Below are 19,822 nucleotides of genomic sequence, written 5' to 3'. Positions count from 1 at the left end.
CTTATATGACAACATCGACTTCAATCCAAATAATCTCAACTTTTTATTCAAGGAAAAATACATATCTCTTGGCCTTGCAGCAAATGTTCTTCCTCCTTTATACATATTTGCTGCTCTTTTATTTCCGGACATTTTATCTAAAATGTTATCAACCTGAAAGGGATTTTACGAACCCACGCTCTAGGCGGCGGCCCTTACCCAATGGCCCGGCGTCACCTCCCGCAATTCCCCCGGCCCGTCGCAGCTTTCGCGCACCTGCGCTGCCAGGGTGGCCAGACTGTTGCCCTCGCCGAACGGGCTGCCCACTTCCGGCACGGCGGCCAGCAGCAGGCGGGTATAAGGGTGGCGGGGGCTGTCAATCACCTGGGCCGTGGGGCCGCGTTCCACAATGCGGCCGCGAAAGATGACGGCGGTTTCTTCGGCCACATAGCGCGCGGTGGCGATGTCATGGGTGATGTAGAGCATGGCGATGCCGCGCTCCCGCTTCAGGTCGCGGAACGTGTCCAGGACCGACAGGCGGATGGACACGTCCAGCATGGAAGTGGGTTCATCGGCGATCACGACCGACGGGTTGACGGCCAGCGCGCGGGCCAGGTTCACCCGCTGCCGCTGCCCGCCGCTCATCTCATGCGGATACTTGCGCAAGGTGATGGCGGGGTCCAGATCGACCGCGCGCAGCAGGTCGGCCACGGCCTCGCGCCGTTGTGCCACCGACAGGTCGGGCCGGTGCAGGGCCAGCGGGCGGGTCAGGTGATGGTCGACCGTGTGGGCGGGATTGAGTGCGGCGAACGGGTCCTGGAACACCATCTGCACCGCCGAGCGATAGTGCAGCACGGCCTTGCGGCCCGTCAGGTTGGTGACGTCGCGGCCGGCATGGAAGATATGGCCGGCGCTGGCCGTCAGCACATGGGTCAGCAGCTTGGCGCAGGTGCTTTTGCCCGATCCGCTTTCCCCGACCAGCGCCAGGGCGCGGCCGGGATAAAGGCTGAAATCGGCGCTGTCGAGCGCGCAGAAGGACCCGAAGCGCATGGTCAGGCCGCGCGCCTCCAGCACGGGGCGGGTGCCCAGTTCCGGCAAACCATTCATTACGGCGTCTCCTTCATGCGGACCAGCGTCTCACCGGGCCTGGGGTGCAGGGGCGGGATGGAGGCCCAGAGGCGGCGCGTATAATCCTGCTGCGGGTCCGCGATCATGGCGGCCGGCGTCGACAGTTCGATCAACTGCCCGCGCAGCATCACGCCCACCCGGTCACAGAACTGGCTCATCAAGGCCAGGTCATGGGTGATGAACAGGACGGAGAAGCCCAGCTTGTGGCGCAGCGCCGCCACTTCCTCCAGCAGCTCCCGCTGTACCACCACGTCAAGGGCGGTGGTGGGTTCGTCCATCACCACCAGTTTGGGCCGCAGGGCGAGCGCCATGGCGATGACGATGCGCTGGCGCATGCCGCCGCTGAATTGATGCGGGTAATCATCCATGCGGTCGGGCTTGATGCCGACCATCTGCAGCAGGTCGGCGGTACGGGCGCGGATATCGGCCTTCCGCGATACCCCGTGCGCCTTGAACATGTCGGCGAACTGCGCCGAAACGCGCAGGACGGGGTTCAGCGCATTCATGGCCGATTGCAGGACGACCGACAGGTCGCGCCAGCGCCAGGCCCGCAATTCCCGGTCATTCAGGGCCAGGACATCGGTGCCGGCAAGCGTGATCGACCCGCCCGTGATGAAGGCCGGCGGCCGGTGAAGGCGGGCGATGGCGAAGGCGACGGTGCTTTTGCCGGAACCGGATTCTCCAGCCAGACCAAGCACTTCACCGGCAGCAATGTCGAAAGTGACGTTTTTGACGGCGCGGGACAGGCCGTTCGGTGTGGCGTAATCGACGCACAGATCGCGCACGGACAGGATGGGTTCGGTCATGCCCGGCCCCCTTGGTTGGAGGTGGGGTTGGTCAGGGCCGCCAGCACCTTGGCCGGCACCCGCAGGGTGCGCAGGCGCGGGTTGGCGATTTCATCCACCGCGAAATTGATCAGCGACAGGCCCGACCCGAAGATCACCAGCGCCAGACAGGGTGCCGCCATTTCCCACCACGCCCCCACCTGCAGGGCCGATGTGGATTGCGCGTGATAGAGCATGGTGCCCCAGGACACGACCATCGGGTCACCCAGGCCCAGAAACTCCATCGTCGCCTCCGTGATCACCGAATAAAGCACGGAGCCGATGAAGTTGAAGCCGATGATGGAGATCAGGTTGGGCAGCAATTCGAAGGTGATGATGCGCCAGGCGGGTTCACCCAGCATCTCCGCCGCCAGGATGTAATCACGCTGGCGCAGGGACAGGGTCTGGGCGCGGGTGACGCGCGCCCCCCATCCCCAGCTGGTCAAGCCGATGATCAGGGCAATCACGAACGGCCCCGTCTGTCCGATGAAGGCGGCCAGCACCAGCATCAAGGGCAGGTTGGGGATGACCAGGGAGATGTTGGTGAACAGGTTCAGCACCTCATCCACCTTGCCGCCGAAATAGCCGGCGGTGACGCCGATGGCGGTGCCCAGCACGGTCACCAGCAGCCCGGCGGCAAAGCCGACGATCAGGCTGGTCTGTGTGCCATGGATGGTCTGGGACAGGACATCGCGGCCCATGCGGGTGGCGCCCATCACATGTTCGGCGCTGGGCGCCTCATGCGGGCTGGCCACACGCTGGTTGATGTCGAACGGCGCCACCAGGGGGGCGGCCAGCGCCACCAGGATGAACAGGGCCACGATGGCGGCGCCGATGGCGGCCTTCCGGTTGGCGAGCAGGGTTTTAAGCAGGCCGCGCATGGATCAGCCCTTCCGCAGACGGGGGTCGAGGGCGACGTAAAGCACGTCGGCGATAAAATTGGCCGTCAGCATGGCCAGCGTCATGATCAGCAACTGACCCTGGATCAGCGGGTAATCGCGCGCCGTGATCCCCTGGAACAGGGTGTAGCCCAGGCCCGGATAGTTGAAGACCACCTCCGTCACCAGCGCCCCGCCGAACGACGCGCCCAGGGTCATGGCAAAGCTGGTGACCGTGGGCAGCAGGGCGTTGCGGGCGGCATAGGCCATGCGCAGGCGGCTGTCGGACAGGCCCTTGGCCGTGCCCAGCACGATATAATCCTCGCCCAGCAGGTTGATCATGCTGTTGCGCATGGTGATCAGGTAGCCGCCGACCTGGGCCAGGGCCATGGTGACGATGGGCAGGAAGGCGTGCTTGAAGATGGAGCAGAAGAATTCCAGGGTGAAGCCGGGATCGATCTCCGGCTCATACGCGTATCCTGTCGGGAAGACCGGCCAGTAGATGGCGAACAGGAACAAGGCCAGCAGCGAGGTCACCAGCGGCGGCATGGCCTGCATCATCAGGGCGATGGGGGCGCCGATACTGTCGAATGACCCGCCGCGCCGCCAGGCGGCCAGGATGCCGGCCAGGGACCCGATGGCAAAGGCGATCAGCGAGGAGGTCAGGACCAGCATCAAGGTCCAGGGCAGGGCCCGCAGCAGCACCTCGTTCACCGTCAGCGGGTGGAACTTCACCGACAGGCCCAGGTCCCAGGTGAAGACGCTTTTCAGGTAGGTGACGAACTGCGCCGGCCAGGGCTGGTCGATGAAGCCGAAGGTCTCCTTCAGCGCGGCCAGGGCTTCCGGCGGCAGGGTGCCGCCCGCCTGGGCGAACATGATGTCGACCGGATTACCGGGCATCAGGCGCGGGATCAGGAAATTGAACGTCGCGGCGACAATAAAGGCGGCGACATAGAATCCGACCCGGCGGAGAAGGAAGGCCATGGGGGGTCCTCTCCCGAAACCGAAGATCTGAAGGAAAACGGATGTAAGGGGTTCGATGGGGGGCCGGGCGGCCCCTATGGATCAGCCGCCGCCATTCACCGGCTCCAGCGCCAGCAGATGCAGCAGCCGTTCCGGCGTGCCGTCGAACACATCGGGCCGGGCCACCGGATTATCGGCGTTGAACCAGCCCTTGAAACGTTTGGTGTTGTATTCGTACCAGATCGGATTGCTGAACAGCGGCACATAGGGCGTGTTGGCGGCCAGGATCATCTGCACCTTGTCCATGGACCGGCGCTGTTCATCCGGGTCGATGGTGGCCACAAATGCGTCCAGGGCCGCGTTCAGTTCCGGATTGTTGAACCGCGTCGGTGCCGTCCGCGTCTTGCCGGAAAAGCGGGAATGGAAGCCGGTATCGTAGGAACGGTGCGGCGTCTCGCCCGTGAAATAGCCATTGATGGCCATGTCATAATCGCCCTGGATCAGCTTCTGCGCCCAGCTTGCCGGTTCGGGTGTGGAGACGCGGACATTGATGCCGATGGCGTTCAACCCTTCGACGACAAGCTGGGTGGTGTTCACCCAGTCGGTCCAGCCATTGGGCGCCAGGATGTCAAAGCGGATGGGCTTGCCATCGGGATTATCGACATAGCCATCGCCATCCACGTCGCGGAAGCCGCTTTCGGCCAGCAGGGCGCGGGCACCATCCTTGTCATACTTGGCGTACCTGCCGAATTGGCGTTCGGCGTCCTGGTTCACCCAATCCTGATAAAGACGGCCCAGGCCGGAGGCATATTCGTTCACGATGGGATAGCCATAGCCCGCGATATCCACGATGGCGCGGCGGTCCATGGCCATGCTGACGGCCCGGCGGAAATTCACGTTGCGGAAGGCCGCACGGTTGCCGGGGTTCGGGCTGTCGAAATTGAAATTCACGGCCACTGTACCGCCGGGCGGGAACCAGTAACGGTGATGGACCGGATCGGCGGCAACATAGGTGCGCTCAATATCCGGCATGAAGGCGCCGAACCAGTCCAGCTTGCCATTGCGGGCGGCGGCCAGAAGCTGTTCGTTATTGCCGATCTGCGGGAAGGACAGGCAATCAACCTTCAGGCTGGCGGCGTCCCAGTAATGCGGGTTCCGGCATTGAACATAAAGCTGGTTGGTGAAGCGCCGCACCTCCGTCATCGGGCCGGTGCCCACGGGATCGGGATTGGTGAAGGTGACGGGGTCCACCACCTTCGACCAGACATGCCTGGGCACCACCGGGATGCGGGCGAGTTCATAGAGGCTGTTGGCGTTCACGCGCTTCAGCGTGAAGATGACGGTATGGGCGTCCGGCGCCTCGACGGCGGCCAGCCGTTCCCAGATGTCCAGCGTGTCCAGCGCCTTGAAGCGCTTGAACATCTCATAGGTGAAGACGACGTCCTGCGCGGTGAAGGGCTGTCCATCGGACCAGAGCACACCTTCACGCAGGGTGAAGGTCAGCTTCAACAGGTCCTTGGAGAAATCATACCCCGTCGCCAGCCGGTAATGCGGGCGGCCATTATGCAGGGTGTTGAAGATGATCAGGGGTTCGTAGGCGAATTCCCGCGCGCTGTAGAGCCGCGTGGTTTCGTTGTAGGGGTTGAAGTTACGCACCCAGCCTGTGGAGAAATTGGCCACGACCGTCAGCGTGGACGGGTTGTCCAGCGGGGCGGCCTGGGCCATCGCCTCTGTTGTCCCCGCCACATTCGCGCCCACCGTTGCCGGCAGCAGCGCCGCGATGGCGGCAAGGTTGCGGAAAAACTTCATCCCGTTGACCCCTGTTGTCCCGGCCGGCCCCCTTGTTTCGGGCCTGTTCCGTTTGCACGACTGTCGGGCAGACATACCCGGCAGGGCTACACTCAACTTCGTTGATTTCGTTGTTCACCGCCATTATCGGCGGGGTTTTTGCTGCAAATGGACGGATTGTTACCCGGCAATCCGTCCATATGTACGTTCACATCACGTCAGGGCCAGCAAGCCGGTGATTTCTTCCAACGTCGCCGCCACATCCACCATGGCCCCGGCGGGCGGCAGAGGGCGGGCCAGGCGGGCGGCTGCCGCGTCGGTCAGGGGCTTCACGGCAGCGGCAATGGGGGTCCATTCATCGACGTCGCCATGGCTGGACAGGACGATGTCGACGCCGGCACCCTGCACGGCGGCGGCCCGCTCGGCCAGGGTCCCGCCCAGGCTTTCCATATAAATGCAGTCGGAGATCAGGACGCCATCAAAGCCGATCCGGTCGCGGATCAGTATCTGAACCGCATCCTTGGAAATGGTGGCCGGGTTCTGTGCATCCACGCCGGTATAGACGACATGGGCGACCATGGCCCAGGGCGCGGTGCGGTTCAGGCGGGCAAAGGGCAGGAAATCCGTGCGGTCCAGCTCCGCCAGGTCGGTATCGACAAAGGGCCGGTCCTTGTGGCTGTCCACAAGCGCGCGGCCATGACCGGGAATATGCTTGATGATCGGCGTGACACCGACCGACGCCATGCCATCCATGAAGGCGCGGGCCAGCACGGTCACCACCTCCGGGTCGCTGCCAAAGGCACGTTCGCCGATCACGGGATCGGCCCCGGCGACGGGCACATCGGCCAGCGGCGCGCAATCCACCGTCACCCCGTGCTGACGCAGCAAGGTGCCGATGGCAGCCCCGTTCAGGCGGGTGGCGCGTAAGCCGGCCAGCGCATCCCTGGCATAAAGACGGCCAAAGGCGGCAGGGGCAGGGAAGGCCGGCCAGACGGGCGGTTCCATCCGCTGATGTTCGCCGCCTTCGAAATCGATCAGGATGGGGGCGTCTTCGCGGCCCACGGCATTGCGGAAATCATCGCACAGGCGCCGGACCTGATCGGGGCTTTCGCAGTTCCGCTTGAACAGGATCAGGCCCAGCGGGTTGGCATCGCGATAGAATGCCTTCTGATCGCCGTTCAGAACCGGATCGGGGGCGCCGAAAATGACGGCCAGGGGCCGCGACGGGGCGGGGGAAGCCATGATGCCAAACCTTGCGGTGATGTCCGGGAAGGGGGCCCCGGCCGCGACTGTTGCGCGAATGCCCAGGCTCCGCGCAAAGCCTTGATCCTGCCCGCCGATCCGATCAAGCCCTCCTTGCCGGATCAACGAAATTGACGGTATGGTGACGGGCATGTGCGGGGGATGGCGTTGTATGTCCCTGGTGAACACACCGAAACCATAGAACAGCACAATGCGCGGTAAAGACGCCAGGGGGCTCTGAAGGTGGGATTTTCCAGACCCGATGTAAAGGCGGCCCTGAAACTTGGTGGGCCCCTTGTCGCTGTGCTGGTGGCTGCGCTGTTTTTCCTGTCCATGGCCGTGGATGACAAGGTCGATATTCAGATCGACAATGCCAACCGCAGCGTTGACCGGGAATTGACAACGCTGGTCCAGAGTGCTCGTAGCCAAAGCTCGGCCTTCGCTTCCACCAGCTTCATCGGCTATTCCGTCGGTCGCTATTACGGTTTCGCGTCGGCCTTTCAACAGATCTCGCCCGATCCGGAGCGGGCGGCGGCCATCCTGCGCGCGACATATCCGCCGGGCGATGCGCCGGCGGCGGAAATTCCCGCCGCATTGACGGCCTATGCGGCGGTCCATGACCGCTTTCACGCCAGTTTCCGTGATCTTCTGGTCTCCACCGTCTTTGATGATCTGTACCTGATCGACCGGTTCGGCCGTGTTGTCTACAGCTTGCGCAAGGATGCCGCCTTCGGCGCCGATCTGGCCGCCGCACGCCAACGGGATTCGGCGCTGGGGACCCTGTTTCGCGAGGTGATGGGGCGGCTGCCGCAGGCGCAGACACCTGAACAGGTGATGGTGCTGACCCAGCCCCTGCCGCTGGATCAGACGCATGGCATGCTGCTGGGCCGGCCCGTGGTGCGGCATGGCACGGTGGAAGGCGTGGTGGTGTTCCGGGTGCCCATTGGCAAGGTTCAGGAACGGCTGGCCCGCCTGACCCAGGACGGCATCGGTTTTGCCCTGCTGGACGGGGCCGGCAACATGGTGACCAGCGCGCCTGCGCCTGACCAGTTGAAAGGCTGGTCCCGGCAGGAGGTAAGGGTGCTGGAGGATGGGGGCTGGCGCTATCTCGTGCTGTCCGATGGCGCCACACTGGCGGGCGGTCTCAATTATATAAGGTGGCTGCTGTTGCTGGCCGGGTTTGGCGCCATCACCCTGTTCCTGCGGTCAATCCGGGGGCCGGCGGCGGCGGTGGAAACCGGTGGTTTTGTGCCGGTGGGGCCATCCGCCCCGCTGGATGTGGCGCCGCCGGTGGCCGTGCCCGTCGTGCCGGTGGAACGGGCCGAACCGCCGCCGGCAGCAGCACCCCCACCGCCGGTGCCCGTTGCGGAAGAACCCGAACATCATGAGCATGCGGAGGAGGGCGAGCATGCCGCCGCCCTGGATGCGGACGAGGGGTACCGCCGCTGTCTGGTCGATGTGATGACCCTGGCGCTGGATTACTGGCAGAAGGCCAAGCGCAAGGGGAAGATCGAGTTGGCCGAGGAAAGCGGGCTGTGGCGCGTCTATATGGACCGGTCATCGCTGCAGACCCGCACGCTGGACAAATATCTGCTGGTTGAAACGCTGCCCCGCAACCCACGCTGGCGCGATGTGGTGCGCACCGCCGAATATGTAATGCGCCATTGCGGGGAGCCCCAGGGGGAGCGTGAGGCGCTGTCGGTGGCGCTGGGCCGCCTGAAACAGCATCTGCGCCAGGCCGAACGGGTGTGATCCCACCAGAACAGTTTTTGTGACCGTCAGGGCCATCCTGCCGGCGGTCCCACCCGCGACTCCAATAGAGACAATGTAATGTTACAGTTCCAACCCCAAATCGGAAACAAAATTCCGTCTTTTTCCGTCATTTTCGGCGTTCTGCCGGAACCGACCTTTCGCAAATCCTGCGTTCCGCTTTCCTGAGGCCACCAGCCGGGAGCACCCGACGCATCGGGGAACCCGCAACGGATATCGTGCCAGCGACAGCGCCAAGGCACGGGGAACAGGGCTTACGAGGAGGCACAGGTCATGCAGTTCAAGAAAATGCTGATGCGTGGTACCGCCAGCGCGATCGCCATGATGGCCATCGCCGCGACGGCGCAGGCGCAGAGCGCTCCGGCGGCGGAAGGCACGCTGGACGAGATCGTCGTCACCGGCATCCGCGCCAGCCTGGTGCAGTCGATCAATACCAAGCGTTTCGCCGACGCCATCGTCGACGCCATCTCCGCCGAGGATATCGGCAAGTTCCCCGACAAGAATGTCGCAGAGAGCCTGTCCCACCTGCCGGGCGTGCAGGTCGACCGTGATTTCGGTGAAGGCGAGCGCGTGGCCATCCGTGGCACCGACCCGGCCCTGAACCGCACCCTGCTGAACGGCCAGACCGTGGCCTCTACCGACTGGTTCATCCTGGATGCGCCGGGCCGCACCTTCAACTATTCCATGCTGGCGCCGGAAGTGGTCGGCCAGTTGGAAGTGTACAAGTCGCCGGAAGCCCGCATCGACGAAGGTTCCATCGGCGGCACCGTCATCCTGCACACCCGCCGCCCGCTGGACCTGGACCCGCTGACGCTGAACGCGTCCCTGGAATATGCCTATAATGACCGGTCGGACAAGGGGTCGCCCAACGCCTCGGGCCTGATCTCCTGGTCCAACGACAGCTCCACCTTCGGTGTCCTGGCGTCGGTGACGCATCAGGAACAGAATATCCGCCGTGATGGTTTCGAAAGCCTGGGCTACCCGACGGTGACCCTGGCCAATGGCACCAAGGCGATCATGCCAAACGTCATCAACTCCGCCCTGTTCCAGCAGAAGCGTGAGCGCACGGGCGGCACGCTGGCCATCCAGGCCAAGCCCAGCGACAACCTGGAAATCAATGCCACCGGCCTCTATGTCAAGGGCACCTACGACAACCTCAACCAGAGCCGGTACTACTTTAATAATTTCCGGGGTACGTCCAACAATCCCGTGGTCAAGGACGGCGTGGTCGTCTCCGGCTCCTACACCAATGCCGGCACGCCGACGGCGGGCCTGATGCTGCTGGACGCCATCGCGCGTGAAAGCACGATCGAGACTTACGCCACCGACCTGAAGCTCGACTATACGGGCGATGCCTTCAAGGCCAGCTTCCAGGGCGGCTACACCAAGTCGACCGGCGGCACCAAGCAGCAATATTTCGGTGAGTTCGAGCAGCTCACCGGCTACAGCTTCGACATTTCGGGCAATAACGGCCTGGCCTCCGTCACGCCGCAGATCCCGTCCACCAGCAATGCTGGCACCACCCTGGGCTTCGCCCAGCTCCGCCAGCAGCCGACCTCGGACGAGGAGACCTATGCCCAGGCCGATTTCGAGCGTGATGTCGAATGGGGCCTGCTGAGCAATGTGAAGTTCGGCGTGAAGTACCGCACGCATGAAACCACGCAGGATGCCAAGCTGCGCCGTGTGAACGGTGCCGCCACCCCGGTCGATGGGTTCGTTGGGGGTTCCACCCCGTCCGGCTATCTGGGTGGCATCGATGTCAATGACACGATGAAGAACTGGAACACGATCAGCGCCGACAAGCTGAAGACCTGGTTCCTGGGCCGTCCCGCCGCAGGCTATGTCGATGCTGCCTATTTCGATTACCTGCCGTCGCAGTTCTCCGTGTCGGAAGACATCTGGGCCGGTTACAGCCAGTTGGGCTTCGAGACGGAAGGCTTCCGCGGCAATGTCGGCCTGCGTTATGTCCATACCGACCAGACATCGGAAGGCCGTCGCGACCGTCTGGGTGGCCAGTTCGGCCCGCCCATCGTCCCGGCCTCGCAGATCGAAGCCATCTCGCTGAAGAAGTCCTATGATGACTTCCTGCCCAGCATCAATCTGACCTTCGATCTGGACTCCAAGACGGTGCTGCGTCTGTCCGGTTCGCGCGTCATGGCGCGCGCCAACTATGCCGACCTGTCCACCTTCCTGGAAACCAACAACACCCTGCACACGGCCAGCGGCGGCAACCCGGATCTGGACCCGTACCGCGCCAACAATTTCGATGCCTCGATCGAGTATTATCTCGACAAGGTGTCGCTTGTGTCGGCCACGCTGTTCTACAAGGATATCGGTTCCTACATCTATCGTGCGACCAGCACGGAGATGCTGATCAATACCGACACCAACCCGCTGACCAACCCCGGCGGCACCACCGTTCCGCAGGCCTTTGAGGTCAGCCGTCCGCGCAATGGCGGTTCGGCGGAGATCAAGGGCTTCGAGCTGGCCTATCGTGGCGACATCTACGAGAATTTCGGTATCGAAGCCTCGTACACCTATGCCGACAGCGAGACGGCCGATGCGTCGGTGGCCCTGCCGTTCAGTTCCAAGCATTCCTTCACGCTGACGCCTTATTACGAAGACGAGATGTTCAGCGCGCGGGTCACCTACTCCTACCGGTCCAAGTATTTCCGCGAGGTCAACCGGGCGACCTCGGTGATCAATGACAGCTATAACCAGCTTGACGCGTCGCTGACCGTGAATGTGACCGAACAGATCGCCCTGACGGCCCAGGCCCAGAACCTGCTGGACGAGACGCAGTACCAGTATGTCGGCAACCGGGACGTGCCCTTCGCCGCCTACAAAAACGGCCGCCGCTTCTTCGGTGGCGTCCGCTTCTCGTATTAAGTCTGTACGCGTACCGGGGGCCTCAAGCTGTCGAGGCCCCCTTGGTTCCTCTCTCTTATCGAGGCATCTCCCAACCTTTCCCGGCCATCCGCAAGGGTGGCCGGGTTTTTGTTTTTGAGATGGGTTATGGGAAATAGCTGGGATAACATCTTGATCCAAGGCGGGTAACCCGCCATCAGGAGCAATTGAGCTTCTGCCGTTCTTCGTCTGCACGTCGAAGAATGATTGGTGAGGCGTTTCGATGTCTGTTTTGCAGTGTATTGATGGCTTCACATGCTTCACTGAACCCTTGCAAAGCGCTCAGTGAAAGCGAAAGTTTCAGGAGCATATCGGGCGCCCTCTGGCTCTTGGGAAATAGTTCGTAGCCCTCGGCGAAGGCAACCGCCGCGTCTCGATATTGAGCTCTCACATACAATGATTCTCCCATCCAATACTGGGCATTTGCCGTTAAAGGATGGGTGGGATTTTGCTTTATGAATATGGCGAAGGCTTCGGTGGCCTGTTGATATTCTCCTCTACGCAACTTGTTGAATGCATCATCATATTGTTCCTGGGACGCACTTTCCGTTTTCTGGGGACCTGCGGTGCCGACGGCGGCCGGCGGATTGCGGGAATAGAGGGGTGATGGTGTTTCCTCCCCATTAATCCGTGATTGCAACTGGCCTTCCGTCAACGCGAATCCATCATCCTGCGGAGCAGGCGGCTTCACCGCACGTGCCGCAGCCGTGGTGCCCGCCCCGGAGAAGATGATGTCGCCCTTGCTCAGGCGTTCATTGACCAGGGGGCCGAATTGCGGGCGTTGGGTGCCCTTGCTGAGGGTGGTCACGCGTTCCTGCACATAATTGCCCAGTTCCGATCCGGTCACGAAACCGTCGCGGGCGCCGGCATCGGCGTCGCCGTCCAGGCCTTCGACCAGGATGCGGGCGAACAGGCCATTGTCGGGCACCGTGGCCTCGTCCTCCCCGGCGGTGATGAAATAGCGGACGGGGCGGCCCATCTTCACCTCTACCGCCGGGGGCAGGCTTGCACGGGATTGCCCGCTGATGATCGATCCGGAAAAGCAACTGTCCAGGATGAACAGGGTGTGCAGGTTGTCCATGCGCTGTGCCCGCATATTGATCTCGTCGACACTGACCGACCGGCTTTCGAATGAACCGTCACCCGGTGCCGGGGCATCGACGGGCACCAGATAGCCCAGCTTGTCGCCATATTGCTTTTCCACCAGATGCCCATGGCCGGCGATATAGACCACCAGCCGGTTCTTCCGCCCGCCGGCACCACGGGCATGGGCCTCAATGAAGCTATCGATGCGTTGCAGGATCTGTTCGCGGTTCAGGTCAGTGGCACTCTCCACCGTGAAGCCCTGGCGTTTCAGGGCATCGGAGACAAGCCCGATATCACGCGGCACGCCGCCCAGGCGTGCCCAGGACCGATGGCGATAGTTGGACAGGCCGATCACCAGGGCATGGCTTTCACCATATTCGGTGACACTCTCCCCCGTCGGGGTCAGGATACGCGCCAGCCCGCGATCCTGTGCGGTGGCAGGCGGGTGAAGGGCCAGCAGGGCCAGTGCCGAAACCAGCAAGCCACACCCGATCTTGCGCATGATGCCCCGTTCCCCGATTGAATGATCCTGGACGTGCGGAAGTGATGGTCCCAGCGTTGCGGCGGCGGGCGTCAGCAAGCTGGTTGGTATCCGCTGCTGCACAGGGCCTTGATGTTCTTTGCCGCATGCTCCGTCTCGCCGGCACTCACCGCTTGGCGGTACCAGGATAGGGCCTGCGGCAGATCTTTTGGTACGCCCCAGCCGTTGTGATAAAGTGCGCCGATATTGTTCATGGCCGGGGCGTGCCCCTTATCGGCCGCTTTCCTGTACCATCGCATGGCTTCCTGATAATCCCTCTGCACCCCCCAGGCGTTGTAATAGAGTGACCCAATATTATTCTTGGCTGTAGCGTCACCCCTATCGGCGGCCTTCCTGAACCAGGACATGGCGCCGTCAAAATCCATCAGGCGCCCCTTGCCCCTTCCCATGTTCGTCATGATCGCCGCGTCATCGGGATTGGCAGCAAGGGCGCGCTCGCAAGCCGCCACCACGGCCGCCCCGTCTAGATCGTAGAACGCAACCCCTTTGCCCACTCTGTCCTCGCTGTCGGGCGATGCATGGGCCAGGCATGCGTCTCGCAATTCACGCGCGGTCGGGCCGGTGATGCGGGGCAGTGCCGGGCGGTGGAGGACGAACAGGAATTCGCCGTCACTGACGCCGCGGGCCTTGCCCTGCTGCGGGGTCTGGGGGCTGTCGATGGGGACTTGCGATTGCAGGAAATAGCCCAGTTCCGTGCCGGAAATGAACCCGTCATTGTCGAAATCCGCCGCGCCGTCCAGGCCCAGAACAAATTTGCGGCGGAAGGCGCTGCGGTCGGGGACGATTTCATCGGCAGAGCCGGCGGTGATGAAATGCTGCACCGGTTTGGCCATCCAGCGGTTGATGGCGGGGGGCGGCTGGTTCGGTCCCCGGTTCAGATTGTTGAACAGGGTGCCGGAGAAGCAACTGTCGAAGATGAACATCAGGTGCCGGGCCGCCACCTGTTCGGTCCAGGCCAGGATGCGGCTCATGGAAATGGCCTTGGCCTGGAACGCCGCCGGGTTCTGCCGATCCAGGCGCGGGGCGTCGGACGGAACGATGAAGCCCAGCGGGACCTCATGCACCTTCACCGTTTCGCCATGGCCCGCGTAATAGATCAGCAGGCGTTTGCGTTCATTGGCGGTGCCATATCCGTGACGTTGCAGGAAATTCTCGATCGCGGCTTCCAGCGCGGCCTTGTCCAGGTCGAGCGGAACCTGTTCCACCTCGAAGCCCTGCGCCTTCAGCGCCGTGGTGACCGCCGCCACATCCTCCCGCACGCCGGGAAGCGGGTTCCAGCCGGCGCTGTAGCGGCTGACACCAATCACCAGCGCATGGCTGGAGGCGTAGCTGACCACCTCCTCCCCCGCCATCGTCACGATGCGCTGCAGACCGCGATCCTGTCCCATCGCGACAGGGACCGGTCCCGCTAGCGCCGCCACGGCCAGCATCAGCCCGGTTGCGACCCTGCGCATCATGCTCCCCTCCCGCCCCGCCCTGGTATGTACAAGTACACGTCAAAGCTGCGGCAACGGCAAGATTGAAAAGCCGGCTGCCGTTGCCGCAGACCCTACCGATAGTATCGGGATGGTTCCGCGCTGGCAGGGCTCAAGGTGGGCAGGGGCTCAGTGCGACCCGCCCTCCAGATAGGCCGCGCGCACCTCCGGATTGGCCAGCAATTCCTGGCCGGCACCTTCCATCACCACCTGACCCTGGGCCAGCACATAGGCGCGGTGGGCCAGTTTCAGGGCGTGGTAGGCATTCTGTTCGACCAGCAGGATGGTCATGCCGCGTGTCTTGTTCAGGTCCGCGATGACATCGAAGATGCGGCGGATGATCAGGGGGGCCAGACCCAGAGACGGCTCATCCAGCAGCAGCAGGCGCGGCCGGCTCATCAACGCGCGGGAGATGGCCAGCATCTGCTGTTCACCCCCCGACAGGGTGCCCGCCCGCTGGTCCCGGCGCTTGGCCAGGATGGGGAACAGGTCCAGGCACCAGGCGGCGTCTTCGTCGAAATGCTCAGGCTTGCCCAGGGTGGCGCCCAGTTGCAGGTTTTCGAACACCGTCATGCGCGGGAAAATGCGCCGCCCCTCCGGCACCTGGGCGATGCCCAGCTTCGCCGTCTCATGCGGGGGCAGGTCGTTGATGATCTGCCCGTCGAACATGATGGTGCCGGATGCCGGCTTGGGCTGGCCGCAGATGGTCATCAGCAGGGTGGACTTGCCGGCGCCATTGGCGCCGATCAGGGTGACGATCTCCCCCTGTTCCACACGCACATCGACGCCGCGCAGCGCCTCGATGGGGCCGTAATTGGTGCGGACCCCCGTCAGTTGCAGCAGGCTCATGCCCGGCCTCCTTCCTGTCCGGCCACGTCTTCGGCGACGATGGCGGGCAGTTCCTCTTCATCCGGCTCGCCCAGATAGGCCTTGATCACGCGCTCATCGCTGCGGATCTCTTCCGGCGTGCCCTCGGCGATCTTGCGGCCATATTCGACCACATGGATACGGTCGGAGATGCCCATCACCAGGCCCATATCATGTTCGATCAGCAGGATGCCGATGCCGAACTGTTCCCGGATGCCGCGCAGCAGGTCACCCAGAGCCCCCGTCTCCTTCGGGTTCAGGCCGGCGGCCGGTTCATCCAGGCAGAGCAGCAGCGGGTTGGTGTTCATGGCGCGTGCAATCTCCACCCGGCGCTGCACGCCGTAGGAAAGATTGCCCGCCTCTTCATCCGCCACCGCTGTCAGGTCCAGCCGTTCGATCCAGAAGCGGGCGCGGTCGATGGCTTCCTTCTCTGCGGTGCGCCAGCCCTTCAGACCGATCAGGCCGGCAACGCCGAACGCCGCCTTTTTCATCAGCCCCACATGCTGGGCCACCAGCAGGTTTTCCAGCACGGTCATGCGCGGGAACAGGCGGATATTCTGAAAGGTGCGCACCACGCCATGGCGCGACACCTGATATCCCGCCAGGGTTTGCAGCGACACGGGCGCCTGGCCCGGCCGGTTCAGGGTCAATTCACCCGATGTCGGCTTATAAAAGCCGGTCAGGCAGTTGAAGATGGTCGTCTTGCCGGCCCCGTTGGGGCCGATCAGGGCCGTGATCTTGTTGGTTTCGGCCGTCAGGTTGACACCATCGACGGCCACCAGGCCACCAAAACGCATGGTCAGGCCCGTGACGGACAGCAGGGGGGCGCTCATGCCGCTTCTCCCTTCTGGCTGGAGAGGCGGATGGTGGGCACGCGCTGCGACAGCAGCCCACCCGGACGCCAGACCATGATGGCGATCATCGCAATGCCAAAGACGATCATGCGGAAATCGGCGAATTCACGGCCCACTTCCGGCAGCAGCACGATGAACAGCGCCGCGATGACCACGCCGATCTGGCTGCCCATGCCGCCCAGCACGACGATGGCCAGGATCAGGGCGCTTTCGATGAAGCCGAAGCTTTCCGGCGACACGAAGCCCTGGCGGGCCGCAAAGAAGCAGCCGGCGAACCCGCCCAGCATTCCGCCCACCGCATAGGCCGAGACCTTGGACGCTGTGGGGTTGATGCCCAGGGAGCGGCAGGCGATCTCATCCTCGCGCAGGGCCTCCCACGCCCGGCCGATGGGCAGGGCGCGCAGGCGCTTGATCACCCAGGCGGCCCCCAGCACCAGAGTCAGCGCGATCAGGTAGAGGAACATCAGCCGGTGTTCGGTGGCAAAGGTGATGCCCGTCACCTCATGAAAGCTGGTCAGGCCTTCCGGCGGACGCCGGTCGAAAGAGAGGCCGAACAGCGACGGGCGGGGCACGCCGCTGATGCCGGCAGGGCCGCCGGTGAAGCTCTGCCAGTTCAGGATGACGATGCGGGTGATCTCGCCAAAGCCTAAGGTGACGATGGCCAGATAATCACCCCGCAGGCGCAGGATGGGCATCGACAGCAGAGCGCCGAACAGCGCCGCGATCAACCCCGAGAGCGGCAGGCAGACCCAGAAGCCCCAGCCCAGGGTGGTGGACAGGATGGCGAAACTGTAGGCGCCGATGGCGTAGAAGGCCACGAAGCCCAGATCCAGCAATCCCGCCAGACCCACGGTGACGTTCAAGCCCATGCCCAGAAGCACATAGATCAGCACGGTCGTGCCGACATCCATGATGTAGCGGTCGGAGAAAGGCATGAAGGGCAGGGTGACGGCAAAGAGCGTGATGCCGATGGCGAATCCCTTGGTCAGCTTGGCTGTCAGGGCGTCGTCCCGCTTGGGCTTGGTCCCGGCGGCCAGCTTCGGCTTGGCGGCCCGGCGGGCGGCCAGCGCATCGCGGGCCATCCCCATCAGGAAGCTGCCGACCAGCACGATCAGGCCGGACCAGAAGACCCAGGGCCAGCGTTGCTGTACCACCAGCCCCTGGTCGGTGGAGACGGTGTAGAGGCCGATGAAGGGCACGGCCAGCACCATGGCGACCAGACCGGCGATGATGCTGCCCTTGAGATGATGTTGGATCGAGTTGGCCATTCTCACACCTTCTCGATATCGGGGCGGCCCAGCAGGCCCGTGGGCCGGAAGACCAGCACCAGGATCAGCACGGAGAAGGAAGCGACGTCCTTATAGGCACCCGACACATAGCCGGTGAAGAACGCCTCGATCAGGCCGATCAGCAGGCCCCCCAGCATGGCGCCCGGCAGGCTGCCGATGCCCCCCAGCACGGCGGCGGTGAAGGCCTTCATCCCGGCCAGGAAGCCGATATAGAAGTCGATCACGCCGTAATACATGGTGACCAGCACACCGGCGACGGCGGCAAGGGCCGCGCCCATGACGAAGGTCAGGCTGATGGTGCGGTCGACATTGATGCCCAGCAGGCCCGCCATGGTGCGGTCCTGCTCACACGCGCGTTGTGCCCGGCCCAGGGCCGTGCGGTTGATCAACTGGGTGAAGCCCACCATCAGGATCAGCGTCAGCAGGATGATGAAAAGCTGGATATAGGAGATGTTGACGGCGAACCCATCCCCCTGCCACAGCGTCACGCCGCCATTCATGACGGGGGCCAGCGGCTTGGGCCGCGCCCCCTGCGTCTGCATGACGTAGTTCTGCAGCAGGATCGACATGCCGATGGCGCTGATCAGCGGCGCCAGCTTCGGTGCGCCACGCAGGGGCCGGTAGGCCACCCGCTCCACCGTCCAGCCGTAGGCGGCGGTAAAGGCGATGGCCATCACCAGCACCAGCAGCAATGCCAGCGGCACCGACGTCACCCCGGCTGCTGCCAGGATAGAGAAGGTGGTGACCGCCACGAAGGCGCCGATCATGTAAATCTCGCCATGGGCGAAATTGATCATGCGGATGATGCCATACACCATCGTGTAGCCGATGGCGATCAACCCATAAATGGCCCCCAACGCAAGGCCATTGATGAGGTATTGGAGAAACGTCCCCAGCGCTGACGCGTCCATGTGCCCCCAGTCCGATTTGGCCGGCCACCCCATTCTGTCTGGCGGAGTTTGCACCGGCGAAGGTGCGCCACCGTAACGGATGGGGGCGGGGGGCAGCAAGGGTGCTTGGCGCAGATTTGTGGGGCTGGTGTGTTGTTCCCTCCCCCTCCCGTCGGTTGACGCCGCCGGCCCCCTCCCTCTCCCATTTGCATGGGCGAGGGGCGGAACGATCGGATATTGCCCCTCGCCCGCTTGCGGGAGAGGGAGGGGCCCATCGCTGTCAGGCGATGGGAGGGTGAGGGAACCACGCTCCCTATCCCCCAAACCCTTCCTCATGCACCCGCAGATGCAACAAGGCGAGGTCCAGCAACGGGGTTGCCACCCCGTGCGACCGTGCCCGGGCCGCCAGATCGCCCAGGATATGCTCCGCTTCCGTCCGGCCGCCCTTGGCCAGGTCGCGGGCCATGGAGGCGTTGACATTGCTGCCAGCATCGACCACCTGCGCGCCATATTCCGCCAGCAGGGCCGGACGCGGGGCGAAACCTTCGGCGGTGGCCACGGCGGCCCCTTCGACCAGCAGCGATTTCATGAAGTCCGTCCCGCCCGGCTGTCGGTTGATGGCGCCGACCGTCCCGCGCATCAGGCAGGTGGCGCCGGCCAGCGCGGCCAGGAAGAAATATTTCTCCCACAGGTCCTGCATGATGTTGTCGGAACGGTGCCAATCCACGCAGGTCGGGCGGAACGCCTCGGCCAGGGCCGCGACGGCGGGATGCTGACCCTCGTGCCGGGCGCCGAACACCAGCTTGTGGATGGTGGACAGGTGACGCACCACGCCCTGTTCGTCCAGCGTGATGGGGATATGGCACAGGCCACCCATCACGCGTTCGCGCCCGAAGGCCGCATCCAGCCGTTCCATATGCCGCACGCCGTTCAGCAGTGGCATCAGGATGCTGTCGGGGCCCATGGCGGGCATCACACTGTCGATGGCGGCGTCCAGGTCCCAGGCCTTGCAGGTCAGGATGACCAGATCATAGGGCTTGCGCGCCTTGGTCACCGTCTGGGCCGGGATGCGGATGTTCCCGTGCGGGCTTTCCACCCGCAGCCAGTTCTCCATCAACTGCGCCTGGCGTCTGGGCCGGACCAGGAAGCTGACATTGGCGCCGGCTTCCATCAACCGCCCGCCGAAATAGCCACCGACGCCGCCGGCGCCCAGGATCAAGATGCGCATGCTTATCCTCTTGTCTGTGCCTTCCTTTGCATATCATCGCAACCAGTATCGATTCGATGACAAATCCAATGGAACCGCAGGTGGAAACGGCATCTTTGCCGGTTTTCGGCGGC

The 19,822-nt window shown here is 63.6% G+C and carries 16 protein-coding genes; 2 read left to right on the top strand and 14 right to left on the bottom strand.

Translation table 11 applies throughout. The features are described from left to right. The 7 genes from rplD to KBA48_RS19590 form a co-directional block, all read right to left on the bottom strand. The coding region (gene rplD / locus KBA48_RS33050) for a 50S ribosomal protein L4 (RefSeq protein ID WP_367273853.1) at positions 1-132 on the bottom strand (132 nt) is incomplete at its 3' end. Positions 133-180: 48 nt separating this feature from the next. After that, positions 181-1,086 carry an ABC transporter ATP-binding protein gene (locus KBA48_RS19615; RefSeq protein WP_292909483.1) on the bottom strand — a complete coding sequence of 302 codons (906 nt, stop codon included), beginning with the start codon at positions 1,084-1,086 and terminating at the stop codon, positions 181-183. Further along, entirely contained in the window at positions 1,086-1,913 is an 828-nt protein-coding gene (locus KBA48_RS19610) for an ABC transporter ATP-binding protein (RefSeq protein ID WP_292909481.1), read from the bottom strand. Before KBA48_RS19610 ends, KBA48_RS19615 begins: the two co-directional genes overlap by 1 nt. Beyond that, the gene (locus tag KBA48_RS19605) at positions 1,910-2,812 is read right to left on the bottom strand and encodes an ABC transporter permease (protein WP_292909480.1); all 903 of its coding nucleotides are present in this window, start codon (positions 2,810-2,812) and stop codon (positions 1,910-1,912) included. Before KBA48_RS19605 ends, KBA48_RS19610 begins: the two co-directional genes overlap by 4 nt. A 3-nt stretch (positions 2,813-2,815) precedes the next feature. Continuing rightward, a complete protein-coding gene (locus KBA48_RS19600) occupies positions 2,816-3,793 on the bottom strand; it encodes an ABC transporter permease (protein ID WP_292909479.1) in 978 nt (325 codons plus the stop codon). 81 nt (positions 3,794-3,874) lie between these two features. Further along, a complete protein-coding gene (locus tag KBA48_RS19595) occupies positions 3,875-5,581 on the bottom strand; it encodes an ABC transporter substrate-binding protein (protein ID WP_292909477.1) in 1,707 nt (568 codons plus the stop codon). A 192-nt stretch (positions 5,582-5,773) separates the two neighbouring features. Beyond that, entirely contained in the window at positions 5,774-6,802 is a 1,029-nt protein-coding gene (locus KBA48_RS19590; protein WP_292909475.1) for a glycoside hydrolase family 3 N-terminal domain-containing protein, read from the bottom strand. Positions 6,803-7,045: 243 nt separating this feature from the next. On the opposite strand from KBA48_RS19590, the gene KBA48_RS19585 reads away from it, so the two are divergent. Next, positions 7,046-8,554: a cache domain-containing protein gene (locus KBA48_RS19585; RefSeq protein ID WP_292909473.1), complete on the top strand. Its 1,509-nt coding sequence runs from the start codon at positions 7,046-7,048 to the stop codon at positions 8,552-8,554. A gap of 291 nt (positions 8,555-8,845) precedes the next feature. Then, on the top strand, positions 8,846-11,461 hold the full coding sequence (locus KBA48_RS19580) for a TonB-dependent receptor (RefSeq protein WP_292909471.1): 2,616 nt from the start codon (positions 8,846-8,848) through the stop codon (positions 11,459-11,461). A gap of 175 nt (positions 11,462-11,636) precedes the next feature. On the opposite strand, the gene ybgF is transcribed toward KBA48_RS19580, so the two are convergent. The 7 genes from ybgF to KBA48_RS19545 form a co-directional block, all read right to left on the bottom strand. After that, entirely contained in the window at positions 11,637-12,920 is a 1,284-nt protein-coding gene (ybgF, locus tag KBA48_RS19575; RefSeq protein ID WP_292909469.1) for a tol-pal system protein YbgF, read from the bottom strand. A gap of 218 nt (positions 12,921-13,138) precedes the next feature. Continuing rightward, a complete protein-coding gene (locus tag KBA48_RS19570) occupies positions 13,139-14,563 on the bottom strand; it encodes a caspase family protein (RefSeq protein WP_292909467.1) in 1,425 nt (474 codons plus the stop codon). Between the two features lie 147 nt (positions 14,564-14,710). Beyond that, positions 14,711-15,430, bottom strand: a complete 720-nt coding sequence (locus tag KBA48_RS19565) for an ABC transporter ATP-binding protein (RefSeq protein WP_367273852.1) — start codon at positions 15,428-15,430, stop codon at positions 14,711-14,713. Next, the gene (livG, locus tag KBA48_RS19560) at positions 15,427-16,281 is read right to left on the bottom strand and encodes a high-affinity branched-chain amino acid ABC transporter ATP-binding protein LivG (RefSeq protein WP_292909465.1); all 855 of its coding nucleotides are present in this window, start codon (positions 16,279-16,281) and stop codon (positions 15,427-15,429) included. The genes KBA48_RS19565 and livG overlap by 4 nt, the downstream gene beginning before the upstream one ends. Continuing rightward, positions 16,278-17,570: a high-affinity branched-chain amino acid ABC transporter permease LivM gene (livM, locus tag KBA48_RS19555; protein WP_292909463.1), complete on the bottom strand. Its 1,293-nt coding sequence runs from the start codon at positions 17,568-17,570 to the stop codon at positions 16,278-16,280. The genes livG and livM overlap by 4 nt, the downstream gene beginning before the upstream one ends. A 2-nt stretch (positions 17,571-17,572) precedes the next feature. Next, complete coding sequence (locus tag KBA48_RS19550) at positions 17,573-18,502, bottom strand: branched-chain amino acid ABC transporter permease LivH (protein ID WP_292909461.1); 930 nt, start codon at positions 18,500-18,502, stop codon at positions 17,573-17,575. A 292-nt stretch (positions 18,503-18,794) separates the two neighbouring features. Further along, entirely contained in the window at positions 18,795-19,709 is a 915-nt protein-coding gene (locus KBA48_RS19545) for a ketopantoate reductase family protein (protein ID WP_292909459.1), read from the bottom strand. Between the last annotated feature and the right edge of the window lie 113 nt (positions 19,710-19,822).

Origin of the sequence: Niveispirillum sp. (genome assembly GCF_017996735.1) — a bacterium.
GTDB lineage: Bacteria > Pseudomonadota > Alphaproteobacteria > Azospirillales > Azospirillaceae > Niveispirillum.
Note: the sequence above shows the minus strand (reverse complement) of the source record. Positions and strands in the feature narration are given on the sequence as shown.

Coding starts and splice junctions, on each gene's coding strand:
- KBA48_RS19615 (WP_292909483.1), bottom strand. CDS start 1,086: ATGAATGGTTTGCCGGAACTGGGCACCCGCCCCGTGCTGGAGGCGCGC.
- KBA48_RS19610 (WP_292909481.1), bottom strand. CDS start 1,913: ATGACCGAACCCATCCTGTCCGTGCGCGATCTGTGCGTCGATTACGCC.
- KBA48_RS19605 (WP_292909480.1), bottom strand. CDS start 2,812: ATGCGCGGCCTGCTTAAAACCCTGCTCGCCAACCGGAAGGCCGCCATC.
- KBA48_RS19600 (WP_292909479.1), bottom strand. CDS start 3,793: ATGGCCTTCCTTCTCCGCCGGGTCGGATTCTATGTCGCCGCCTTTATT.
- KBA48_RS19595 (WP_292909477.1), bottom strand. CDS start 5,581: ATGAAGTTTTTCCGCAACCTTGCCGCCATCGCGGCGCTGCTGCCGGCA.
- KBA48_RS19590 (WP_292909475.1), bottom strand. CDS start 6,802: ATGGCTTCCCCCGCCCCGTCGCGGCCCCTGGCCGTCATTTTCGGCGCC.
- KBA48_RS19580 (WP_292909471.1), top strand. CDS start 8,846: ATGCAGTTCAAGAAAATGCTGATGCGTGGTACCGCCAGCGCGATCGCC.
- KBA48_RS19570 (WP_292909467.1), bottom strand. CDS start 14,563: ATGATGCGCAGGGTCGCAACCGGGCTGATGCTGGCCGTGGCGGCGCTA.
- KBA48_RS19565 (WP_367273852.1), bottom strand. CDS start 15,430: ATGAGCCTGCTGCAACTGACGGGGGTCCGCACCAATTACGGCCCCATC.
- livG (WP_292909465.1), bottom strand. CDS start 16,281: ATGAGCGCCCCCCTGCTGTCCGTCACGGGCCTGACCATGCGTTTTGGT.
- livM (WP_292909463.1), bottom strand. CDS start 17,570: ATGGCCAACTCGATCCAACATCATCTCAAGGGCAGCATCATCGCCGGT.
- KBA48_RS19550 (WP_292909461.1), bottom strand. CDS start 18,502: ATGGACGCGTCAGCGCTGGGGACGTTTCTCCAATACCTCATCAATGGC.
- KBA48_RS19545 (WP_292909459.1), bottom strand. CDS start 19,709: ATGCGCATCTTGATCCTGGGCGCCGGCGGCGTCGGTGGCTATTTCGGC.